The 16224-nt window shown below is 71.6% G+C and carries 13 protein-coding genes; 7 read left to right on the forward strand and 6 right to left on the reverse strand.

Going from position 1 to position 16224, the window contains the following annotated elements:
* Nucleotides 1–2: 2 nt before the first annotated feature.
* Nucleotides 3–848 (forward strand): GDSL-type esterase/lipase family protein, encoded by an 846-nt coding sequence (locus tag IW245_RS33615; RefSeq protein WP_197007137.1) that lies wholly within the window; start codon nt 3–5, stop codon nt 846–848.
* A gap of 12 nt (nt 849–860) precedes the next feature.
* Here the strand turns inward: IW245_RS33615 and IW245_RS33620 are convergent, their stop codons facing one another.
* A complete protein-coding gene (locus IW245_RS33620) occupies nt 861–2045 on the reverse strand; it encodes an ROK family protein (protein ID WP_197007138.1) in 1185 nt (394 codons plus the stop codon).
* A gap of 136 nt (nt 2046–2181) precedes the next feature.
* On the opposite strand from IW245_RS33620, the gene IW245_RS33625 reads away from it, so the two are divergent.
* Nucleotides 2182–4266 carry a HelD family protein gene (locus IW245_RS33625; RefSeq protein WP_197007139.1) on the forward strand — a complete coding sequence of 695 codons (2085 nt, stop codon included), beginning with the start codon at nt 2182–2184 and terminating at the stop codon, nt 4264–4266.
* A gap of 71 nt (nt 4267–4337) precedes the next feature.
* Here the strand turns inward: IW245_RS33625 and IW245_RS42470 are convergent, their stop codons facing one another.
* Together IW245_RS42470 and IW245_RS33635 are read right to left on the reverse strand one after the other, a co-directional pair.
* Nucleotides 4338–5300, reverse strand: coding sequence for an endonuclease/exonuclease/phosphatase family protein (locus IW245_RS42470; protein ID WP_197007140.1), 963 nt, complete (start codon nt 5298–5300; stop codon nt 4338–4340).
* Between the two features lie 46 nt (nt 5301–5346).
* Entirely contained in the window at nt 5347–6441 is a 1095-nt protein-coding gene (locus IW245_RS33635; RefSeq protein WP_197007141.1) for a hypothetical protein, read from the reverse strand.
* A 359-nt stretch (nt 6442–6800) separates the two neighbouring features.
* On the opposite strand from IW245_RS33635, the gene IW245_RS33640 reads away from it, so the two are divergent.
* The 4 genes from IW245_RS33640 (at nt 6801) to IW245_RS33655 (ending at nt 13028) form a co-directional block, all read left to right on the forward strand.
* Nucleotides 6801–9704: a M36 family metallopeptidase gene (locus IW245_RS33640; RefSeq protein ID WP_197007142.1), complete on the forward strand. Its 2904-nt coding sequence runs from the start codon at nt 6801–6803 to the stop codon at nt 9702–9704.
* 95 nt (nt 9705–9799) lie between these two features.
* Nucleotides 9800–11275: a M1 family metallopeptidase gene (locus IW245_RS33645; RefSeq protein ID WP_197007143.1), complete on the forward strand. Its 1476-nt coding sequence runs from the start codon at nt 9800–9802 to the stop codon at nt 11273–11275.
* 76 nt (nt 11276–11351) lie between these two features.
* Nucleotides 11352–11957, forward strand: a complete 606-nt coding sequence (locus IW245_RS33650) for a CAP domain-containing protein (protein ID WP_231399021.1) — start codon at nt 11352–11354, stop codon at nt 11955–11957.
* Entirely contained in the window at nt 11958–13028 is a 1071-nt protein-coding gene (locus tag IW245_RS33655) for a helix-turn-helix domain-containing protein (protein WP_197007144.1), read from the forward strand.
* A gap of 100 nt (nt 13029–13128) precedes the next feature.
* On the opposite strand, the gene IW245_RS33660 is transcribed toward IW245_RS33655, so the two are convergent.
* Both IW245_RS33660 and IW245_RS33665 read right to left on the reverse strand, forming a co-directional pair.
* Complete coding sequence (locus IW245_RS33660) at nt 13129–13779, reverse strand: GNAT family N-acetyltransferase (RefSeq protein ID WP_197007145.1); 651 nt, start codon at nt 13777–13779, stop codon at nt 13129–13131.
* An 88-nt stretch (nt 13780–13867) separates the two neighbouring features.
* Nucleotides 13868–14728: a helix-turn-helix domain-containing protein gene (locus IW245_RS33665; RefSeq protein ID WP_197007146.1), complete on the reverse strand. Its 861-nt coding sequence runs from the start codon at nt 14726–14728 to the stop codon at nt 13868–13870.
* Between the two features lie 121 nt (nt 14729–14849).
* Between IW245_RS33665 and IW245_RS33670 the strand changes: the two genes are divergently transcribed.
* Nucleotides 14850–15764: a carbohydrate-binding protein gene (locus tag IW245_RS33670; RefSeq protein WP_197007147.1), complete on the forward strand. Its 915-nt coding sequence runs from the start codon at nt 14850–14852 to the stop codon at nt 15762–15764.
* Between the two features lie 27 nt (nt 15765–15791).
* On the opposite strand, the gene IW245_RS33675 is transcribed toward IW245_RS33670, so the two are convergent.
* Nucleotides 15792–16220 (reverse strand): hypothetical protein, encoded by a 429-nt coding sequence (locus IW245_RS33675; RefSeq protein ID WP_197007148.1) that lies wholly within the window; start codon nt 16218–16220, stop codon nt 15792–15794.
* Nucleotides 16221–16224: the final 4 nt, after the last annotated feature.

The raw sequence follows: 16224 nt of genomic DNA on the forward strand, positions 1-16224 counted from the left end.
ATATGCGCCGAACGAGCGTCATCCTCGTCGTCCTAGCGTCCCTTGTGGCCATCGCCTGCCAGTCCGGGGGAAACCCCGGGCCGGGCCCAGGCCCCGGTCCCACCCCGAAGGGCCTGCCCGGCTCGATGGTGGCGATCGGCGACTCGATCACCGTGGCGTTCGCGTCGTGCCTGCTGCCCCAGCCCTGTCCGCGCAACTCGTGGTCCACCGGGGACAGCGACCGCGACTACAGCCACTACGAGCGGATCCGCGCCCTGAATCCGGCGATCGGCGGGCACGCGACCAACCTCGCGGTGCCCGGCGCGCGGGCCGGGGCGATGGCCGGTCAGGCCCGCGCGGCGGTGGCCACGGGCGCGGAGTACGTGACGCTGCTCGTCGGGGCCAACGACGTGTGCCGGCCGGCGGTCGCGGACATGACGAGCGCCGCGGACTTCCGGGCCCAGGTCGACGAGGCGTTGCGGGTCCTCAAGGAGGGGCTGCCGAAGGCGAAGGTGTTCGTCGCGAGTATCCCGGACGTGTACCGGCTGTGGGAGGTCGGACACGGCAACGACACCGTGGTGCGGGTCTGGAACCAGGGGGTGTGCCCGAGCATGCTGGCCAACCCGACCTCCGACGCGGCGGCGGACCGCGCGCGCCGGGCGGACGTGCGCGACCGGGTGACCGCCTACGACTCGGCCCTGTCGTCGGCCTGCCTGAAGTACGGGCGGCTGTGCGACTACGACGGGGGTGCCGTGCACCGGTACAAGTTCGAGGTGAAGGACCTCTCGCCGGTCGACTTCTTCCACCCGAACGCCGGAGGGCAGCAGATCCTCGCGGAGGTCACCTGGAAGGCCGGCCCCTACGCCTGAACCCGGCCGGCCCTACGCCTCGACCGGTTGTTCCCGGCGCGGCGGCCCAGGCGCCGGCAGCCCGGCCGAGTCCGCGGAGAACAGCAACCGGTCCAGATGCTCGATCGCGTAGCTGACCGCACCCAGAGTCACCGACTCCGCACCCAACGTCGACACTTCGAGTCGGGGCATGCGCAGGCACAACTCCGCCAACGCCCCGTGCAGCGGCCCGGCGATCACGTCCCCGGACAGCGAGAACCCGCCCCCGAGCACCACCAGCTCCGGATCCAGGGTCAGCACCAGCGCCGCGGCCCCGACCGCCAGGTCCTGGGTGTACTGCCGCACGGCGTCCACCGCCACGGCGTCCCCGCCCCGCGCCGCCGCGAACACCAGCCGCCCGATGTCGTCGGTCGGGGTGCCCGCCGGCACCACGGGGCAGGCGAGCAGCTTCGGGGCCGCGTCGTCCCACCGGGTGACGGCCAGGGTGCCGATCTCGCCGGTGGCCCCGGAGTACCCGTGGTAGAGCGCGCCGTTGATCAGCATCGAGGCGGCGGTGCGCCGGCCGGCGTGCAGGTAGACCACGTCGCGGACCCCTGCGGCCACGCCCCGGACCTTCTCGGCGAGCGCGCCGAGTTTGCAGTCGTTCTGGACCAGCACCGGGCACGCGTACCGCGCGCCGAGGTGGGCGATCAGCGGTGTGCCGGCCCAGTCCCGCAGCGTGCCGGACAGCACGATGTTCCCGGCCCGGTCCACGAGGCCGGTCACCCCGGCGGCCACGGTCCACAGGTCCGCCGCCGTGTGCCGGGTCGCGGCCAGGCACTCGGCGGCGGCGGCGTCGGCGGCGGCCAGCCGGTCGCCCGCCGGCCACTCGGGCTCGACCTGGCGGTGCGAGGTGGCCAGCACTGTGCCGTTGAGGTCACCGATGGCGGCTCTGACATGATATGCGCCGATATCGAGCCCCAGGACGACGCCGGCCTCGGCCCGGAACCGGTACCGCCGGGCAGGGCGGCCCAGCCCGCCCTGCGCCGGAGGCTCGACGGCGGCCCAGCCCTGGTCCAGGAGCACCCCAAGCAGGTCCTCGCACGAGGGCCTGGACAGCCCGGTACGCCGGACCAGGTCGCTGACGACCTGTGCCGGTTGGCCCCGGAGCGCCCGGATCACATTGAGCGCGTTGAGCTGTCGAAGCCGGGTAAGGTCGCCGCCCAACTGCTCGTCCACGCCTGTCAACGTACCGGAAACCTACCTATCGGTGCATTGCTCGGGCGGTTGGCCACTGATCGTGAGGGGAACCGCCCGCTGGTCGCCCGGGGTCCGTAAGATTCCATAGCCCCACTGGTGAGTGATCGGAGCTGCGTTGTCAGACATCCCGTCGACCGTCGAGACCGAGATCGCCACGGAACAGGAGTACGTCGACCGCGTGTACCTGCGGCTGGAGCAGCTGCGCGCGGAGGCCGTCGCCAACGAGGCGGCCGGCTACCGGCAGTCCGACGCCCGGGTACCCGGCGCGCTGGTCGAGCGGGACGCGTTCGTCTACCACGCGGCGAAGCGGTTGCGCACCCTCGACAGCGAGTACGAGGGCCTGGTCTTCGGCCGCCTCGACCTCGCCGAGGACAAGGTCCGCTACGTGGGCCGGCTCGGCCTGCGCGACCAGCAGATGAACGCCCTGCTCGTGGACTGGCGGGCCCCCGCGGCCGCCCCGTTCTACCAGGCGACCCCCGAGCACCGCGAGGACGTGATCCGTCGCCGGGTGATCCGGTCCACCGGCTCGAAGGTGATCGGGATCGAGGACGACCTGCTCGACCCGGAGCGCGGCCAGGGCATGGTCGTGGTGGGCGACGGCGCGCTGATGGCGGCCCTGAGCCGGGCCCGCAGCAACCAGATGCGCGACATCGTGGCCACCATCCAGGCGGAGCAGGACAAGGCGGTGCGTGCCCCGGGCAGCGGCGTCACCCTGATCACGGGCGGCCCCGGTACCGGGAAGACGGCCGTGGCCCTGCACCGCGCGGCCTTCCTGCTCTACTCCGACCGCCGCAGGTACGAGGGGGGCGGCGTGCTGGTCCTCGGCCCGTCCGCGGTCTTCATGACGTACATCGAGCGGGTCCTGCCGTCCCTGGGTGAGAACGCTGTGACCCTGCGGTCGCTGGGCGGCGTGTTCGACGGGGTGGAGGCCGACGAGCACGACGATCCCAGGTCCGCGGCCCTGAAGGGTTCGCTGGGGATCCGGCCGCTGCTGGTGAAGCTGGTCCGCCAGCCGCCGCCGGACGCGCCGACCGAGCTGCGGCTGACCTACCGGGGCGAGGTGCTCCGGCTGGAGGCCGACACGCTGCGGGCGGCGCGGGCCCGCGTACACGAAAAGGGCATTCTTCCTAATCATGGCAGGAACCGGGCGGCGGCGGCGCTGATCGCCGACCTGTGGCGGCTCTACCGCGACCGGCTCAACGAGCCCACGGTCGAGGAGCGCGACTCCTTCGTCGCAGACATGAAGGAACGCACGGAGCTGCTGGAGTTCGTCACCCGGTGGTGGCCGCAGCTCACCCCGCTCGACGTGCTCGGCTGGCTGCGCGACCCGGCCATGATCCGCCGGCTGAACGGGCCCCGGGCGCTGCGGTTCAAGGCATTGCCGACCGTCCAGGACGTGCCGCTGCTCGACGAGCTGCGGATGCTCCTCGGCGAGCCGCCGAAGCCGAAGCGCACCGACCCGTTCCACGTGATCGACGGGATCAGGGAGCTGACCACGGTCGCCGACCGCGAGTTCGCGTCCCGGCAGAACGTGGTCCGGGGCGAGAACTACGACGAGTACGCGCACGTCGTCGTCGACGAGGCCCAGGACCTCTCGCCCATGCAGTGGCGGATGCTCGGCCGGCGCGGCAAGTACGCGAGCTGGACGATCGTCGGCGACCCGGCCCAGTCCTCGTGGGACGACGCCGCCGAGGCGCGCCGGGCCCGCGACCAGGCGGTCGGCCGGACCCGCCGGCACAGCTTCGAGCTGACCACCAACTACCGCAACTCCGCCGAGATCTTCGAGCAGGCCGCGGCCGTGGCCCGCCGGGGGCTGCCCGGGATCGTGCTGCCCACGGCCGTCCGGCGGACCGGGGTGGCCCCGTCGCACCGGGTGGCCGGGGACCTGCGCTCGGCGGTCCGGGAGGCGGCGTCGGAGCTGCTGGACCGGCTCGAGGGCACGATCGGGGTGGCGTGCGTGATGTCCCGCCGGGACGAGGTGGCCGGCTGGATCTCCGACCTGGCCCCGGGCCGGCTGCACGCCGTCGGCAGCCTGGAGACCAAGGGCCTGGAGTACGACGGCGTCGTGGTCCTCGAACCGGGCGACATCGCCGAGGAGTCACCGGCCGGCCTGCGCACCCTCTACGTGGTCCTGACCCGCGCGACCCAGGAGCTGATCACGGTAGCGGCCACCGCCGACTGGCAGAAGCTCTTGACCTGACGTCTTGGCCCGCTGAGGGCGGCGAGGCGAAGGCGGAGGCGTTTCTGCATACCGGTGTTGGGCCCCACCCACTAGAACCGGAACGCCGCGGTGATCGGCCGGTGGTCGCTGCCGGTCCCGGCCAGCACCGTCGCGTCCGTGACCGTCAGGCCCCGGGACAGGATGTGGTCGAGCCGAACCATGGGCACGGCTCTCGGCCAGGTGAAGCCGAAGCCGCTGCCGGCCTTGTCCTGGGCCTCGGTCAGCTGGTCGGTCAGCCCGGCGAGGCTGCGGTCGGTGCTCGCCGTGTTCAGGTCGCCGGCGAGGATCAGCCGTCGTGCCGGGTCGTCCTCGATCGCCCCGGCCAGCGCCTTGAGGGTGGCGTCGCGGCGCTGGCTGGCCAGGCCGTCCGCGCCGAACCGGATCGAGGCGAGGTGCACCACGTACAGGGTGACCGGGCCCTTCGGGGTGTCCACGATCATCTTCAGCGCCCGGACCCAGCCCATGCCGACGTCCACCGGCTGCACTTCGCGGAGCGGGAACCGGCTCCACACGCCCAGGGTGCCCCGGCTCTGCCGGTTCTTGTAGGCCGCGTCGAGCGTGCCGTGCAGCTCTCCGGACGCGTCCCCGGCGATCTCCTGCACGGCGACGACGTCGGCCCCGGCGTCGCGCAGCGCGCGGGCGGTGCCGGCCGGGTCGGAGTTGGCGGCGAACATGTTGTGCGAGAGCACCCGCAGGTCGGCGGTGCCGCCGGGGCCGCGCGACACCAGGGTCGGGCCGAACATGCCGACCCAGGCGAGGACGGCGCAGCCGGCGGCGATCAGGCCAGGCCGGCTGCGGAGCACCGCGGCGGTGACGCCGAGGAGGGCCAGCGGCACGCCCAGCCAGGGCAGGAAGCTCTCGACCAGGGAGCCGAAGCCGTTGCCGTTGGGGATGAGCCGGTGGCCGAGGAGCAGGCCGGTGACCAGGAGGATGACCAGCGCGAGCACGAGCCCGCCCGGCGTGGTCCCCGACCCCTTCGCCGCTGTTCTGCGGACCGGGGGTGCGGTCGTCACGGGCGGGTTCTGGGGTGTGCTGATCCGGCGAGCCATCCTTCTCAGCTTACCGAGCGGCCGGCTCCGGGGTCCGCACTCGTCCCCGGAAACGGAGGATTCCATCCAGAATCGCGCAGAACACCAGGAGGATCGCGAGGGCCCACGGCCATGCGGAGTAGTCCGACGGCGGGGCCGCCAGGTACCGGTCCTGGAGCCAGACGCCCAGGTAGGCGCCGGCGACCCCGCCGAGGGCCGCTCCGTAGAGCCGCGCAGCCGCCGGGAGGAGGAACGCGCAGTCGACGGCGACCGCCCCGACCAGCAGCAGGTACGGCACCGTGGAGGGCGGGAAGCCGGTGCCGACGAGCACGAGCCAGATCACCGAGCGGTACGCGACGTACGCGCCCGCCACGGCCGTGGCAGCCCAGGGCAGGCCGATGAACCGCCGCGCGCAGATCAGCACGAACATCGCGGCGAGCGCGGCGTAGAACGGGTAGAGCCAGTGCCCGACCGGCATCGCGAAGTGCAGGACGGCGACCCGATCGACGGGCCGGCCGATCTGGTGGGCGGCGAAGGCGAGCAGGCTGGGCTCCGCGTACGGCTCGCCGCGGTCCCACGCCCGGATCGACAGCACCCCGTACTCCTGGTGCTGGTTGGGGAAGAGGACGTTCTCGAAGAAGAACAGCCAGAACGCGATGGCCAGCACCGGGCGGTTGCCGGCGAGCCACCAGCCCCGGATCACGGCGGCGATCATCAGCGCGGTGCCGGAGTACAGCATCGCGTGGCTGTAGCTCCACGAGGTGATGTCCAGGCCGTTGATCGCGTGGTTGAGCAGGTCGACGGGGATGGCGACCAGGAACAGCGCCGTGCCGGCCTGGGCGACCCGCAGGGCGAGGGTGTCCATCCCGAATCTCGTGTAGCTGTGGAACACCACCAGGGCGACGGCGAGGACGGTGCCGACCGTGTTCAGCAGGTGCGGGGGTGCGAGGTCGTCGCGCAGCCACTTGAAGTGCCAGGACACGTCCCAGGACGCGCCGAGCATCTTGAGGAGGAGTGCGACAGCCCAGAGTCGGTAGACGAGCCGGATCATCGGCTCGCGCTGGGCCGGGTCCGGCCCGCGCCGGGCGAGCTCGACCCAGGCCCGGACCTGGTCAATCACGTTCACTGCCGTTCCTCCCATGGTGTGCGAGGAAACAGTGTCACCCACCCGGGGGTAAAAAGACATCCGGGGAAGCCCCGATCCGGCGGGGGTGCCGTAGTCGCATGATCACCTTACGCGACCGTTTCTGTCAGATCGCTGACAGTCCGGAGAATAGTTCTCACTTTTCGGACTTAGTGGACTCCGTGATTCGCCCGGACCATTGTGTTATCCGCTGCGCACCCGGCAGGCTGCCCGGCGGGACGCCATATCGACGTCCCTGAGGCCCGAGGGCCACGGGCACCGGGCCGGCGCTGTACATCGCCGCGTCGGGTGCCGCGGACCAGAGGGCCCCAAAATCGCAGTCCGTTCAACAGGGGGTTCCTATGGCAGTACCCTCGCGCGGCCGTTACACCCGGCTGATCCCCGCCCTGGCTGCAGTTCTCGCAGTCGCGGCGGTGCCGGCAGCGGCCGTTGGCGATCCCGGCAAGGGCGAGGTCGGCGCACAGTCGCCGCTGTCGTCCTACGGAGACACCGCTAAGGGTGAGTTCGGGGAGACGTACGACGCGCGGACCGCCGTCGGCAGCCAGAAGGCGCTGCAGGCCAAGGCCGCGAAGCAGGCGGCTGCGCCCCGCGCCGGTCTCCAGGCCCTCAAGGCCGAGCTGGGCGTCGAGGGCGTGGTCGAGACAGACCTGCTGACTGGTACCTTCCGCCAGGTCAGCAAGCTGGACGGCTTCCTCACCTCCGCGAGCAAGGCGGCTCCCGAGAGCATCGCGCTGAGCTTCCTGAGCGATCACTCGGCCGCTCTCGGGCTCAGCGCCCGCGACATCTCGGGCCTGTCCCTCCGCAAGGCCTACGTCGACACCGAGCAGACGACGCACCTGTCGTTCGTCCAGTCGGTCAACGGCGTCCCGGTCTTCGGCAACGGCTTCAAGGCGCACATCGCCAAGGACGGCCGACTGATCTCGATCGACGGTTCGCCGGCCACCGCGCTGCCGACCGGTTTCGCGGTCAGCAAGCTCGACGCCGCCGGTGCCCGGGCCAAGGCCGTCGCCGACGTGCGCGGCGACGCCGGAGCCTCGGCGGTCGCCAAGAGCGACGGCGCCGACCAGCAGACCACCTTCGCCAACGGCGACCACGCCCAGCAGGTCGTGTTCCTCACCGTCGGCGGCCCGCGGCTCGCGTGGCAGACCATCGTCGTGCCGAGCAAGGGCGAGCAGTTCATCCACGTCGTCGACGCGGAGAGCGGCCAGACCCTCTACCGGCGCAGCCTCGTCGAGCACGAGGCCGACCCGGAGGCCACCGGCGCCGTCTGGGACTACTACCCGGGCTCGCTGCGCGGCGGCGACAGCCACAAGGCGAACCTGTCGGGCCTGAGCAAGGACGCCACCAACCTCAGCGGCCTGTACGCGCACGTGTACGCCGACCTGGACAACAACAACATGTCCAGCCCCGACGAGGAGATCCCGGCGGCTGGCGCTGGCGGCAACTTCGAGTACCCGTTCCAGAACTTCATCAAGGCCGACGGGGCTCCCTGCAGCAGCCACTACCAGTGCTCCTGGAACCCGAACGTCGCCGGTTCGTGGAAGACGAACATGAACCAGACCGGGGTGCAGCTCTACTACTTCCTCGGCAAGTTCCACGACCACCTCGACGCCGGCCCGATCGGCTTCACCCGGGCGGCCGGTAACTTCGACGCCCGCGACGGCGACGCGGTGCGCGGCGAGGCGATCGACGGCGCGAACAGCAGCAACGGCATGCCGGGCGGCAACTCCAACAACGCCAACATGTCGACGCCGCCGGACGGTCAGTCGCCGCGGATGCAGATGTACCTGTTCTTCAACGACGGCAACTTCCCGTGGCTGTCCTCGAACAGCGGCGACTCGGCCGACATCGTCTACCACGAGTACACCCACGGCCTTTCCAACCGGCTCGTCGTCGACGCCATGGGCAACTCGACCCTGTCGGGTCAGCAGTCCCGCTCGATGGGCGAGGCGTGGTCGGACTGGTACGCGCTGGACTTCCTCACCAACGAGGGCTTCCAGAGCGACCGGAAGAACGCCGCCGACGAGCTCGTCGGCGACTACGTCGGCCACGGTATCGACGGCATCCGCAGCCAGCGGATCGACTGCAAGGTCGGCAGCACCGAACCGGCCTGCCACGGCACCGCCGCGGCCGGCCCGGGCGGCTACACCTTCGGCGACTTCGGCAAGATCTCCGCGCGTGGCCCCGAGGTGCACGCCGACGGTGAGATCTGGGTCGAGACCCTGTGGGACCTGCGCTGTGAGCTGGGCAGCAACGTCACCGAGTCCCTCGTGACCCGGGCGATGGAGCTGTCGCCGAGCAACCCGTCGTACCTGGACGAGCGCAACGCGATCCTGCTCGCGGACACCGTGGTGTTCGGCGGGGCGTACCACGACAAGATCTGGAGCGTCTTCGCCAACCGGGGCATGGGCTTCTTCGCCGCCTCGAACACGGCCGCCGACATCACCCCGGCTGAGGACTTCACGGTCCCGCCGCCGGCGGGCACCCCGACCTACTCGGTGTCCGGCAAGGTCACCAACGCCGCGTCGGGCACGCCCGTCGCTGGTGCTGTCGTCTCCTTCGCCGGTCACCCGGCGGCGGCCGGTGGCAGCCTGACGGCCGTGACCGACGCGAACGGCGACTACTGGGTCGGTGGCCTGTACGCGGGCAACTACCCGAAGTTCAACGCCAACGGTCCCGGCTACGAGGGCGCCAGCACCACGCTGGTCGTCCCCGTCGGCGGCACCACCTCCGCCAACTTCGCCCTGGTCCGCAACTGGGCCTCGGAGGCTGGCGGCAGCAAGGTCGAGAGCTTCAACGGCGTCGACTTCGACTCCGACGGCTGTGGCGCGCGGGCGATGCTCGACCAGTCGCAGGGCACGGGCTGGAGCTCGGACGCGGTGTGGACCGCCGGCACGATGGCTTCGCGGTTCGCCGTGATCAAGCTGCCGAACCCGGTCAACATCTCGGACCTCAAGATCAACCCGTCGAACACCTGCGGTGACCCGGGCAGCTCCTCCACCGGGCACTACACGCTGGAGACCTCGGCCGACGGCGTCACCTGGGCCATGGCCACGAACGCGACCTTCGGGGTGGCCAACCGCAACAAGATGAACAGCGTCCCGCTGGCGGCCGGTACGGCGTCCGCGGTGCGTTACCTCCGCTACACCATGCTGACGAGCCAGGCACCGACGTGCCCCGGCCCGTTCGGCGGCTGCCAGTTCGTCGACACCGTCGAGCTCGCGGTCTACGGCACGGCCAGCTAGTCACGCAATAGCACGGCAAGAAGGCGGGGCCCATTCGGGTCCCGCCTTCGCTATCGTTGGCGGTCGATAAGTCCTTCTCCTGTGGAGTGTCGACTATGCGCAAGATCTTCACGGCGGTCGCTGTCGCCGCCGTCCTGCTCGCAGCGCCCGGAGCTGCGGCGGCCGGTGGTCCGGGGGCGACCCCGGGCTCGTCGGGCCTGGGTGACACCTACTATCCCGACTACGGCAACGGCGGCTACGACGTCGGGCACTACGACCTGAACCTGTGCTACCAGCCCGCCACCGACCACCTCGACGGCACCGCGACCATCACGGCGACCGCCACCCAGCACCTGTCCCGGTTCAACCTCGACTTCGCCCTCGACGTCGCCTCGGTGACGGTGGACGGCGCCCCGGCGGCGTTCGCCCACGAGGGCGCGCACGAGCTGGTCGTCACCCCGGCGGCCGACATCAAGCGGCACGCGGCGTTCACGGTCGTGGTGACCTACTCCGGCGTGCCGTCCAGCGTCGTCGTCAACGGCTTCACCTCCTGGAAGCGGGTCTCCGACGGGGCCCTGGCGGTGAACGAGCCGGAGAGCGCCTGGTGGTGGTACCCGAGCAACGACCACCCGCTGGACAAGGCCACCTTCGACGTGTCGATCGCCGTCCCGGACGGCACCCAGGCGATCAGCAACGGCGTCCTGAAGACCGAGCCCTACTCGGCGGGCGGCTTCACGCACTGGGACTGGCACAGCACCAAGCCCATGGCCACGTATCTCGCGTACATGGCGATCGGGCAGTACGACCTGGTGAAGAGCACCGCGCCCGACGGTCAACCCGTGATCAGCGCCTACGCGAAGAACCTGGGCACGTTCGGGGACAACGCCCGCGCGTCGATCGGCCGGACCGCGGAGATCATCGCGTTCGAGGAGACGGTGTTCGGGCCGTACCCGTTCGAGGCCCAGGGCGGGGTCGCCGGCCCGATCGACGGCATCCGGTTCTCCCTGGAGACCCAGGCCCGCCCGGTGTACGGCTGGCGCGCGTGGCGCAAGGGCCCCAACACCTCGGTCGTGGCGCACGAGCTGGCCCACCAGTGGTTCGGCGACAACGTGTCAGTGCACAACTGGACCGACATCTGGCTGAACGAGGGCTTCGCCTCCTACGCCCAGTGGCTGTGGTCGGAGCACGAGGGCATGGGCACGGCGCAGCAGGTCTTCGACCAGACCTACGCGTTCTACCCGGCGGACTCGGACTTCTGGCAGGTGCTGCCGGGTGACCCGGGCGCGGAGGACCCGTTCGACAACGCGGTCTACGACCGGGGCGCGATGGCCCTGCACCAGCTGCGGCTGGCGGTGGGCGACCGCAAGTTCTTCGCGATCCTGCAGGGCTGGGGCAAGCACAAGCGGTACTGCGACGGCTCGATCGCCGAGTTCCGCGCGTACGCCGAGCGGCTGTCCGGCCAGGATCTGTCCGCTTTGTTCACGACGTGGCTGTACACCAAGGGCAAGCCCACTGTAGCGACGTCGCCGTCACTCTCCGCTCCGATCAAGCCCGCATCCTGGGACTTCATCCAGATGGCCCACGAGCGGTAGGTACACGATCAGTCACGTGGGGTGAAAGGGGTCGCCAGCTATTGGGGGCCCCTTTCACATGGGATAAGTTCTATGAATGTCGTCTCGGCTCCGGGTACCACTGCTGATCGCCCTGTTGCTCTTCGTGATCGCAGGGGGTGCCGGCTTCTCGATGTTCGCCGGCCACGGCGTGACCGAGAAGATCGACGCGGCCGGCAGCGCCGGGCACGCCGACGACCTGGTCGTGGAGGTGCCGCGCGGCGAGGCCCTGGCCGCCGACGAGTCGGTCACCCGCGGCGCGGCCCGCGCGCCGGGCGACTCCCGCGAGGCCCAGGTGCTGACCCTGGTCAACGCCGAGCGCAAGACCGCCGGCTGCCAGGCGGTGACCGCCGACTCCCGGCTCGCCGTCGCGGCCCGGATGCACTCCGCCGACATGATCAAGCGGAACTTCTTCGACCACACCAACCCCGACGGCAAGTCCCCGGGCGAGCGGATCGCCGCCGCCGGATTCACCGGCCCGGCGTGGGGCGAGAACATCGCCGCCGGCCAGCGCGACCCGGCCTCGGTGATGAAGGCGTGGATGAACAGCCCCGGCCACAAGGCGAACATCCTGAACTGCAAGTTCAAGTACCTCGGGGTGGGCGTCGCCGAAGCCGCCGGCAGCAAGTACGGCATCTACTGGACGCAGAACTTCGGCGGCTAGATGGACCAGTCGGTCGGAGCGCGGCTGCGTGCCCTCCGCCTGACCCGGGGCCTCACCCAGCGCCAGCTCGCCGAGCCTCACTACACCCGCGCCTACCTGTCCATGGTGGAGGCCGACCGGGTGCCCGCCTCCGAGGACCTCCTGGCGTATCTGGCCGGACGGCTCCAGATCACGATCGGCGAGATCACCGGCGACGCCACCAGGTTCGACGGCCTCCGTCGGGCCGGAGAGACCCAACTCCTCCTCGGGGGGTACGCCGAGGCGGCGCGCCTGTTCGCCGCAGCCGCCGAGCTGCCGGTGGCCGACCGGGACACGGCCACCTGCCGCCAAGTCACGGCCCTCGCCCTCGCCGGGGACACCCACGCGGCCGTCCGACACGGCGAGGCTCTGGTCGCCGACCGCCCCGGCCCCCGCGCGTACGCGGCCCTCGTCATGCCCTACACCATCCTCGGCGCGTCCCGCCGGGTCGCCGACGCCGCCGCGCACGCCCTGGACACCCTGCCGCCCGACGCCCCCGACGAGCTGCGGATCTTCGTCTACCGGGCAGTCACGCACTCCTTCATCGGCCAGCACCGGTTCCCCGAGGCGGCCAGGTACGCCCACCGGGCCCTCGCCCTGTGCGCCCCTGACTCGCCCGACGCCGGCCTGTGCCGGCTGTCCCTGGCCTCGGCCCGGATGGAGGCCCTCGACTGGGCCCCGGCCGCCGACGAGCTCCGGCTGGCCGTGGCAGCCCTGACCGGCACCAGCTACCAGCTACAGGCCCGCACGATGCTCGCCGAGGCGCTGCACCACCTGGGCGACGCCACCGGGGCCCTCGCTGCGCTCCCCGAGCCGGGGGAGCTGGCCGGCTGGCTCCTGGGCTACGCGTACCGGATCAGGGGTCTGTTGGGTCCCGACGAGGCGGCGCTGCGGTCGTCGATGGACGTGTTCGAGGCGCTGGGGGCGGCCCGGGAGCTGGTGGAGTCCGGCCGCTGCCTGGGCCGGCTGCTGGCCGCCGAGGGCCGGTTGGCCGAGTCGGTGGCCGCCTACCAGCGCGGCCTCGCGGCGACGACCCCGCCGACCCACGCTTGACCCGCGCGGACGGCGCCCGCCCGTTCCCGTCGCGCCGGACCGCCGTGTGGCGCGTCGTCGACCGGCGGCGCGCGGGTGTCGTCGGTGCGCGGATCGGGAGTCAGGCCCCGGGGAGGCCGAGCATCGGCAGGCACGGCGCGAGGCCCTCGACCGTGACCGGGACCGTGCGGTGCCGCTCCCAGGCCTCGCGGCCCAGCCGCAGCCGGCGCGTGACCGACACCCCGCCCCGCACCACGTCGCGGTCGATGCCGTCGAGCTCGTAGCCCAGCTTGCGCGACACCGCCAGCGACGACGGGTTCGTCTCGAACGCCGCCGACCGGGCTGAGACCACGCCCAGCCCCTCGAACGCCAGGTGCAGCACCGCCGCGCGCATCTCCGTGCCGATGCCCTTCCCGTGGTGGCGGCGACCCAGCCACGAACCGGTGCCGACCTCCCGGCGGACCGCCAGGTTCTTCGCACTGATGTCCTGCTGGCCGACCACGACGCCGTCGTGGAGGACGGTGAGGGGCAGGCCCCAGTTCTCACGAGTGTTGGCGCCCAGCCGCGTCCAGTGGAACTGGATCACGCTCAGCGCCCGCTCGGCGGGAGCCAGGTCGGTCCATGGCGTGGTGAACGGCATCTCGGCGGGGTCGTGCACGCCCTCGGCGGCGACGTCGGCCAGGGCGGCGAGTTCCTCGGGCCCGGGGAGGCGCAGTTCGAGCCTCGGCGTCCTCAGGCGTAACCCGACCAGGGGAAAGTGGTCTGTGAGCATGCCCCATCCTGAACCGTTGGCCCTGCCCCGTCACCCGAATTCCCCCGCGCCCCGGGTCGGCGACTCATGGCCCGCGGCACGTACCCCGCTACCCGGCGGCCCGGGGTGATCTGACCCCCGGCGCCGGGCTCAGCACGACCGCGCACGCGCGTTCCAGCACCTCGATCGCCTCCCGTAGCCGACCGGCCTCGGCGAGCCCCCGCGCCTCGGCCGTCAGCTCCGCGATCTCGTCCACCGGCGGCGGGGCCAGCAGCCGGAGCAGCGGCCACCGGACCAGCAGCGCCAGGGCCCGTTCCGGCACCCCGTGCGCGATCAGCATCGCCGCAGCCGGCCCCGGTTCGGCCCCGGTCCCGGCGAGGAGGAGCGCGCGAGTGCGGAGTGCCTCGGCCTGACCGGTCGCGCCGAGGGCCCGGTACGGCTCCTGGAGCGCCGCGCACAGCCACACCACCCAGTCGGGGTCGGGATGGGCGGGCAGGCCGGCCAGGGCCCCCTCACCGAGGTGCGCGGCGTACTCCGGCTCGCCGGCCGCCGTCAGGCACCCCACCCGGCGGGCGGTCGCGTAGTGCGCGACGGCGTCGGGGAGCCGGGTGGCGTCGGTGAACAGCTGATCGGCCTGGGCCCACCGGCCGGCTTCCAGGGCCTGCTGGGCCTGGCCGCACACGTCCCAGAACGTGCCGCCGGTGAAGGCCGCGCCGTGCGGTTTCAGCCAGGCGCGGGCGAGCCGTAGCGCGCGGTCGTGGGCGGCGTCGGGGACCGGGCCGGTGCGCAGCTCGGCGACGGTCAGGCCGAGCGTGGTCGCGAAGTGTTGCAGCAGCTCGGCGGACGGGGCGGCGCGGTCGGCCTCCACGGTGGACACGTAGGCGCGGGAGCACGCGTCCGCGGCGAGGGCCTGCTGGGTCAGCCCCCGGGCGGTACGGAGCGCTCGCAGGCGTGTGCCAAACGTTTCCATCCCGAAAGTCTAGGGCCTGGCCCCATTGACCACTGTCACTCGCCACCGAGATACTTCGAGCCGGGTAAACCATTCACTTACCTAAGTATTTCGATCTTTTACCTTGCAGGGAGGCAACGGTATGAGAGCAGGCAGACTCGTTCTGGGGGCCGCGCTGGTCCTCGCGGCACTGGCCGCGCCGACGGCCGCCGAGGCGCGCGGCCCGGGCGGCGACCCGACCGGCCACGGTGGCACGGTGGCCGCGATCCCCGATTCCCCGGCGGCCCAGGCCCGCCGTGCCGGGGCGGTGGCCAAGTTCCGCGAACTCCACCAGATCCGCGCGACGGAGAAGGCCCAGGGCGCCGCCGCGCAGCAGTTGCACCACTTCTGGGGCGTCGAGCCCACCGCGTCCTCGGGAGACGGCCTCCAGGCCACCCAGTCCGTCGTCACCAACTGGAGGACGAGCAAGGACGGCGACTTCATGTACACGCCGACCATGAAGCCCCCGGGCGGCTCGTGCATCGAGATCACGACGGCGTACTGGCGCTACGGCACCACCCTCACCAACGAGGTCTGGGCCTGGGACTGGTGTGGTGGCGACGGCCCCAAGAAGGAGGTGAACATCGACAGCGCGTTCCTGGCGAAGTACACCACCACGGTGGACGGGCGGCCGGCGTACACCGTGAAGGTGGAGAAGACGAACGCCGCGAACAACACCTGGACCGCGTACCTGCTCAACTACCAGACCAACGCCTGGGACACCTTCTACGCCAAGGGCGGCTCCGACACGAGCGGCCTGGACTACGGCTGGGACATCTTCGAGTTCTACGCCTCGAAGAACCCGGCGACCGGCCAGGCGTACTACTGCGCCGACATGCCCAACAACGGCTTCGACTCCAGCGCGATCAAGCTCCGCAAGAACGGCGTCTGGAGCCCGGCCACGGCCGCGAACTCGCCCTGGGAGCCCTACGTCAACCCGACCGGCAGCACCTACTGGTGCAACAGCCTGAAGTTCCAGAAGGTCGGCGCCAACGACCACTGGACGGTCCGCAAGTAGCTCCGGGAAGCGCCGGGGCGGCCCGGTTCACGCGCCGAGGACCAGGCGCGCGAACCGGGCCGCCCGCTCGTGGTCGACGAGGTCGGCGGGCGTGAACCCGTGCCGGGTCAGCAGCAGGCCGAGCGACTGCCGGCTGACCAGTGCGTCCCCGGTCCGGCTCAACCGCAGCCGGCCGCCGTCGCCCCGCGTGATCCGTGCCTGGCTGCGGGCGGGATAGGCCGCGAGACATCTCGTGAGGTGTACGAGGTCCACCAGGTCCATCCAGTCCGGCCGCTCCTCGCCCTCGACCACCTTGACCCGGTGCCGCCCGGCGAGCACCCCCGGCTGCCGGCGCCACACGGCGAAGATGGCCATGGCCTCGCAGTTGCTCTGCACCGTGGCGAACTCCAGCACGACCTCCCGGTCGGCGGCGTCCCGAGGAATCAACGTCCGGATGACCTGCCAGTAGCGACCCATGTCC

It is taken from the genome of Longispora fulva (assembly GCF_015751905.1).
GTDB classification, from domain to species: domain Bacteria; phylum Actinomycetota; class Actinomycetes; order Mycobacteriales; family Micromonosporaceae; genus Longispora; species Longispora fulva.